3 protein-coding genes are annotated in these 5568 nt (G+C 62.6%); 2 read left to right on the top strand and 1 reads right to left on the bottom strand.

What is annotated here, in order from left to right; genetic code table 11:
* On the top strand, window positions 1–2203 hold a 2203-nt coding region (locus Q0331_RS01100), incomplete at its 5' end, for a hypothetical protein (RefSeq protein WP_298074116.1).
* On the opposite strand, the gene uvrA is transcribed toward Q0331_RS01100, so the two are convergent.
* Window positions 2182–5028 carry an excinuclease ABC subunit UvrA gene (gene uvrA / locus Q0331_RS01095; RefSeq protein ID WP_298074114.1) on the bottom strand — a complete coding sequence of 949 codons (2847 nt, stop codon included), beginning with the start codon at window positions 5026–5028 and terminating at the stop codon, window positions 2182–2184. The genes Q0331_RS01100 and uvrA overlap by 22 nt on opposite strands.
* 74 nt (window positions 5029–5102) lie before the next feature.
* Between uvrA and Q0331_RS01090 the strand changes: the two genes are divergently transcribed.
* Window positions 5103–5568: MBL fold metallo-hydrolase (locus Q0331_RS01090; RefSeq protein ID WP_298074112.1), on the top strand; the 466-nt coding region annotated here is incomplete at its 3' end.

Below are 5568 nucleotides of genomic sequence, written 5' to 3'. Positions count from 1 at the left end.
CTCGCAGGCACAACGAGTCGCTGCTAGTTCTTCTTCCTTAGTGACGCCCCCAGCCTCACCTCCCCCGCGCCCCAAACCGGACTTGCAGGCCCCGCCGGCTCAGGCTGCACAGAAGCACTCCCCTTCGCCAGCCAAGCACAAGGTGGAGCAGACTCAAGCTCCCAAGCCTCAACCAGCGCAGCCTCAGCCCGCACAACCTCAGCCCACGCCGGCTCAGCGTCAACAACAGCCACAACAGGCGCAGCACCACCCGGCGCGTTCTGCGCAACCGCCACGCCAGGAGCCCGCTCCGCCGCAGCAGCAAGCGCCAGCGCGCCCGCAGGCATCGCGCCCGCAGGCACCCCGCCCGCAGGCATCGCGACCTCAGGCTCCGCGACCAGTTGCCCCTCAGCCACAGCCCCAACCAGCAGCGAAGCAACAGGAGCCAAAGGAGCCAAACAAGCTGCAACAGTGGTGGGAAAAGGAAGACCTGGTTACTCGCCTGCTGGCGATCATTGGCGGCTCCATCACGGTTGTCGGACTCACCTTCCTGGCTCTACTGGCCTACGCTTCCGGAATCCTTACTCCGGAGGGAGCGGTGATTCTCGCTGCGGTGATCTGTGGCGGCCTGGCCGTGACGTCGACGATCGTGCACAAGAAGCAACCAGACGGAGTGAGCTCGTCGGCGCTATTGATAGTTGCCACACTGGGCGGTTTGGCGGACCTCTGGGTCGCGGTGTTCAACCTGGGATGGTTCGGTGAGGCGCTCGGTAGCGTGCTGACGGTGGTCATATGCGCCGGAGCATTGGCTTTGGCTTATGCCTGGAAGAAGGAGATTCTCGCGGTGGTCGTCACCGCCTTCGCGCCTCTATTCATCCTGCCGGCGGCAGCGAACTTCCTCTCCATGTTCCCCGCCGACCAGGAAGTACAACGCGAAATCCACAATGGTTACTTCGCCGGCAGCCTGATCGCCGCCGCTATCTGCGGCTTCGCAGCCCGCTGGGGTCGCCCGTGGTTCAAGCTTCAGACCACCGCGACCATTACTTACATCTGCGCGATGCTGCTGAGTGCCCCCTTCATACTTTCGACGTTCCTGCTCGGCGTGGTGGGCTTCGCGCTCGTGACGATTATCAGCTTCGTCCCACCGTTTGCATCCCGCCAGCTTCACCTCAGCGGCGTAGTTGCCGTGGTGATCATTCCGTCGGTGTGCCTGTTGTCCAGCAATTCCTGGGCGGCTGTTGTCTTTATCTCCCTAGTAACTGCGTGCGCATACATCATCGCTCGCGTCAACGGTGGCATCTTCCAAGCGGACTTCCAGATTCCAGGAACAGAACCGCTTCCCCCACAGCTGGCCAATGCGTTCGCTTTTATAATCTCCGCCGGTACTCTCCCCATTGTCTTCATCATCCGCTTCTTCCAGTGGTACGCGTTGGATTCTGAGCTACGGCATACCCCCGCTGAGGCCTCGGCGTTTGGCTATGGGAGCATCATCGTCGCTGTGGGGCTGCTGCTATACACCGCAGCCGTTGTATGGGGACTGCCGCGCATGCCTAAGAATGTCGCATGGATCTCCCTAATGTGCTCTTTCCTAGCGGTGTTCACCTACGCACCGCGCAGCTGGGTCGGGGCAGATAGCATGCGTGTCCCGGACTCGGCGATCGTCCTGGTAGTCAGCCTCGCGCTAGCGGTGGCACTTCTGTATCGCCACCAATACCTCCTCGAGACCGGCCTGCGGGGAATCGCTGGACGCGAGATTCCGGGTAAGCAGTCCAACTCGGAAGTGACGATGTTGGTCGTCGGCGTGGTCACGCTCGTGCTTGCTTCCTCGGCAATCCCGGCTGTTGCTATGGCCATTTCCACAACGAAGCTTTCGTTCATGGTGTCCCACGTGCTGATCTCCGTCAGCTGGATGTTGGGCGCGGTGTACCTGCTGTACCGCAACAACTCCAAGCCCGGTCTTCTGCTGGCGATCATTGCCACCGCCAAGCTGGTCTTCTACGACCTGTCCGTCCTCGGTGGCCTTGTGCAGGCTCTGGCGTTCCTCATCTGCGGCATGGTGCTACTGGTTGCCGCCATTACCCGCGAGAAGCCAAACAAGACGCCTCCGCAGCAGCCCCTGCAGCAGCCGCAACCGACGATGCCACAACCGCAGCAGCCGATGCAGCAACAGCCTCAGCAACCCCAGCAGTCCCGGATGCAGGATCAGAGCATGGATCGCAGGTAGCGGCCGGTGTGGGAGGCCTCCACCTCCGCGACCTGCTCCGGGGTGCCCTCGGCAACAACGGTGCCGCCGCCCGAACCGCCCTCCGGCCCCATGTCCACAATCCAGTCGGCAGCCTTAATGACGTCCAGGTTGTGCTCGATGATGAACACGCTGTTGCCCTTGTCCACGAGGCCCTGGATCACCAGCATCAACTTGCGGATGTCCTCGAAGTGCAGGCCGGTGGTCGGCTCGTCGAGGATATACACCGTCCGACCATTGGAACGCTTCTGCAGCTCGGCGGCCAGCTTCACGCGCTGTGCCTCACCGCCGGACAAGGTGGTGGCTGCCTGTCCCAGGCGGACGTACCCCAGGCCCACATCCACCAGGGTGTTCAGGTAGCGGGAAATCGAGGTGACGGGCTCGAAGAACTCCGCTGCCTCGGAAATCGGCATGTCCAGTACCTCGGCGATGGACTTGCCCTTGTAGTGGACCTCCAGCGTCTCGCGGTTGTAGCGGGCGCCCTCGCAGACTTCGCAGGGTACGTACACGTCGGGCAGGAAGTTCATCTCGATCTTCAACGTGCCGTCGCCGTGGCAGGCCTCGCAGCGCCCGCCCTTGACGTTGAACGAGAACCGACCCGCGGTGTAGCCGCGTACCTTCGCCTCCGTCGTCTCGGCAAATAGCTTGCGGATCTTGTCGAACACGCCCGTATACGTGGCCGGGTTGGATCGCGGGGTGCGGCCAATCGGGCTCTGATCCACCTGCACCAGCTTGTCCAAATGCTCCGTACCCGTGATTTTCTTGTGGTGGCCCGGCACCTGGCGCGCCTTGTTCAAGGTGTTGCTCAGCGACTTCGCCACAATGCCGTTAATCAGGGAGGACTTGCCGGAGCCGGATACGCCGGTAATCAGCGTCAGCACACCCAACGGCAGGGTGACGTCCACGTTCTGCAGGTTGTTTTCCTGCGCGCCGTGTACCGTCAGCACCCTGTCCTTATCGATCGGGCGGCGCTTCTCCGGCACAGCCAGCACCCTTTCACCGGACAGGTACTGGCCGGTCAGGGAATCCTTCGCGTCGAGGATCTCCTTAGGCTCGCCCTGGTAGACGATCTCGCCGCCGTACTCGCCGGCACGCGGACCGATATCCACCAGCCAGTCGGCCGTGCGGATCGTGTCCTCGTCGTGCTCCACCACGATCAGGGTGTTGCCCAGATCGCGCAGGTGCTGCAGGGTGCGGATCAACCGCTCATTATCTCGCTGGTGCAGGCCAATCGACGGCTCATCCAGCACGTACAGCACGCCCGCCAGGCCGGAACCAATTTGCGTAGCCAGGCGGATGCGCTGAGCCTCACCGCCGGACAGCGTGCCCGCGGAGCGGGACATCGACAGGTAGTTCAGACCAACGTCCAGCAGGAACTTCAGGCGCGCCTGGATTTCCCGCAGAACCGCCCCGGCAATCATCTCCTCGCGCTTGCTTAGGGAAAGATTGTCGAGGAAGCTGCTGGCGTCCGCAATAGAAAGATCAGAGACCTCGGCGATGGACAGTTCCTGCTCGCCCGAGGCAATAGTTACGGCCAAAACCTCGGGCTTCAGGCGCGTTCCGTCGCACGTCGGGCAGGCGACCTCACGCATGTAGCTGCGGTAGCGCTCCTTGGACCAGTCGGAATCGGTTTGGTCGAGCTTGCGCTTCAGGAAGGGCATCACGCCCTCGAAGGGTGCGTTGTAAGTGCGCGAACGCCCGTAGCGGTTGCGGTAGCTGACCTTGATCTGCGTCTTGTGGCCGTTCAGGATGGCCTTGCGGTGGGTGGCCTTCAGATCCTTCCACGGGGACTTCGGATCGAAGCCCATCGCCTCACCCAGCGCGTTCACCAGCTTGGTGAAGTACTTGCTGTTCGGGCTAGACGACCACGGTGCAATCGCGTCGACCACGGCTGCGTCCTCGTCAGGGATCACCAGCTTCTCGTCGACCTCCAGGCGCGTGCCCAGGCCGTCACAGGCAGGGCAGGCACCGTAGGGCGAGTTGAAGGAGAACGTGCGCGGCTCCAGCTCGTCCAGCTGGATCGCGTGGCCATTCGGGCAGGCCATCTTCTCGGAGAAGCGGCGCGTGCGGTGCGGGTCGTCATCCGGCAGTCCCACAAAGTCCAGAACCACGATCCCGTCGGCCAGTTGCAGAGCGGTCTCGATCGAGTCGGTCAGGCGCTGCTTCTGGGATTCCTTAACCTGCAGGCGGTCCACCACCACGTCGATATCGTGCTTGACCTGCTTTTCCAACGTCGGCGGATCGGACAGCTGGTACACCGCCCCGTCGACCTGCACGCGGGAGTAGCCCTGCGCGGCCAGATCCTCGAAGAGGTCCACGAACTCGCCCTTGCGGGTGCGAACTACCGGGGCGAGTACCTGGAACTTCAGCCCCTGCTCCATTGCCAGGATCTGGTCCACGATCTCCTGCGGGGTCTGCCGCTGGATCACGCCGCCGCACTCCGGGCAGTGCGGGATGCCGGTGCGGGCGTACAGCAGGCGCAGGTAGTCGAAGATCTCGGTTACCGTGCCGACGGTCGAGCGCGGGTTGCGGTTCGTGGACTTCTGGTCGATGGAAACCGCCGGGGACAGCCCTTCGATCAGCTCCACGTCCGGCTTATCCATGCGCCCGAGGAACATGCGCGCATAGGAGCTCAAAGATTCGACGTATCGGCGCTGGCCTTCTGCGAAGATCGTGTCGAAGGCCAGGGAGGATTTACCCGAGCCGGACAGCCCCGTAAACACGATCATCTTGTCGCGCGGCAGGTCGATATCCACGCCCTTGAGGTTGTGTTCGCTGGCTCCACGGACAATCAGCTGATCGGCCACTATTTACTCCTTAATTGTTGAAGCATCAACCCTGCTAGTCTACGCCATCTCCGAGACATCGCTAGTGTGGTGCCATGCAGCAAGTTACTGAATTTAGCCATCTTTCCGCACCGCGCGACGTGCAGGTTCTTAATTCTGACGCCCATACGTACGCAGTAACGACCGTGGGTTCTATGGACAACAATTGTTGGTTGCTGTGCCGGGGCGGCGAAGCGCTGCTGGTGGATGCCGCCGACGATGCAGAACACCTGCTGGGCCTGGCCGAACGGCTGGGTGTGCGCATCACCGATGTGCTTACTACCCACCAGCATGCAGACCACACTCGCGCGCTGGCAGACGTCCTAAAGGCGACAGGCGCCCGCCACCACGGGCCGCGCCTGGATGCCGAGGCGCTGCCCGTGGCGCCGGATCGGGTGTACGGAAACGACGAAGGTTCCCGGGAACCACTGGACCTGGCTGGTGCACAGCTGCCGGAGCTCGGCTTGCAGGTAGTCGAGCTACGGGGCCACACTCCGGGCGGCTTGGCAGTGCTGGATCTGG

It is taken from the genome of uncultured Corynebacterium sp., assembly GCF_937999985.1.
Lineage (GTDB): Bacteria > Actinomycetota > Actinomycetes > Mycobacteriales > Mycobacteriaceae > Corynebacterium.
This window is presented reverse-complemented; position numbering and strand designations above follow the sequence as displayed.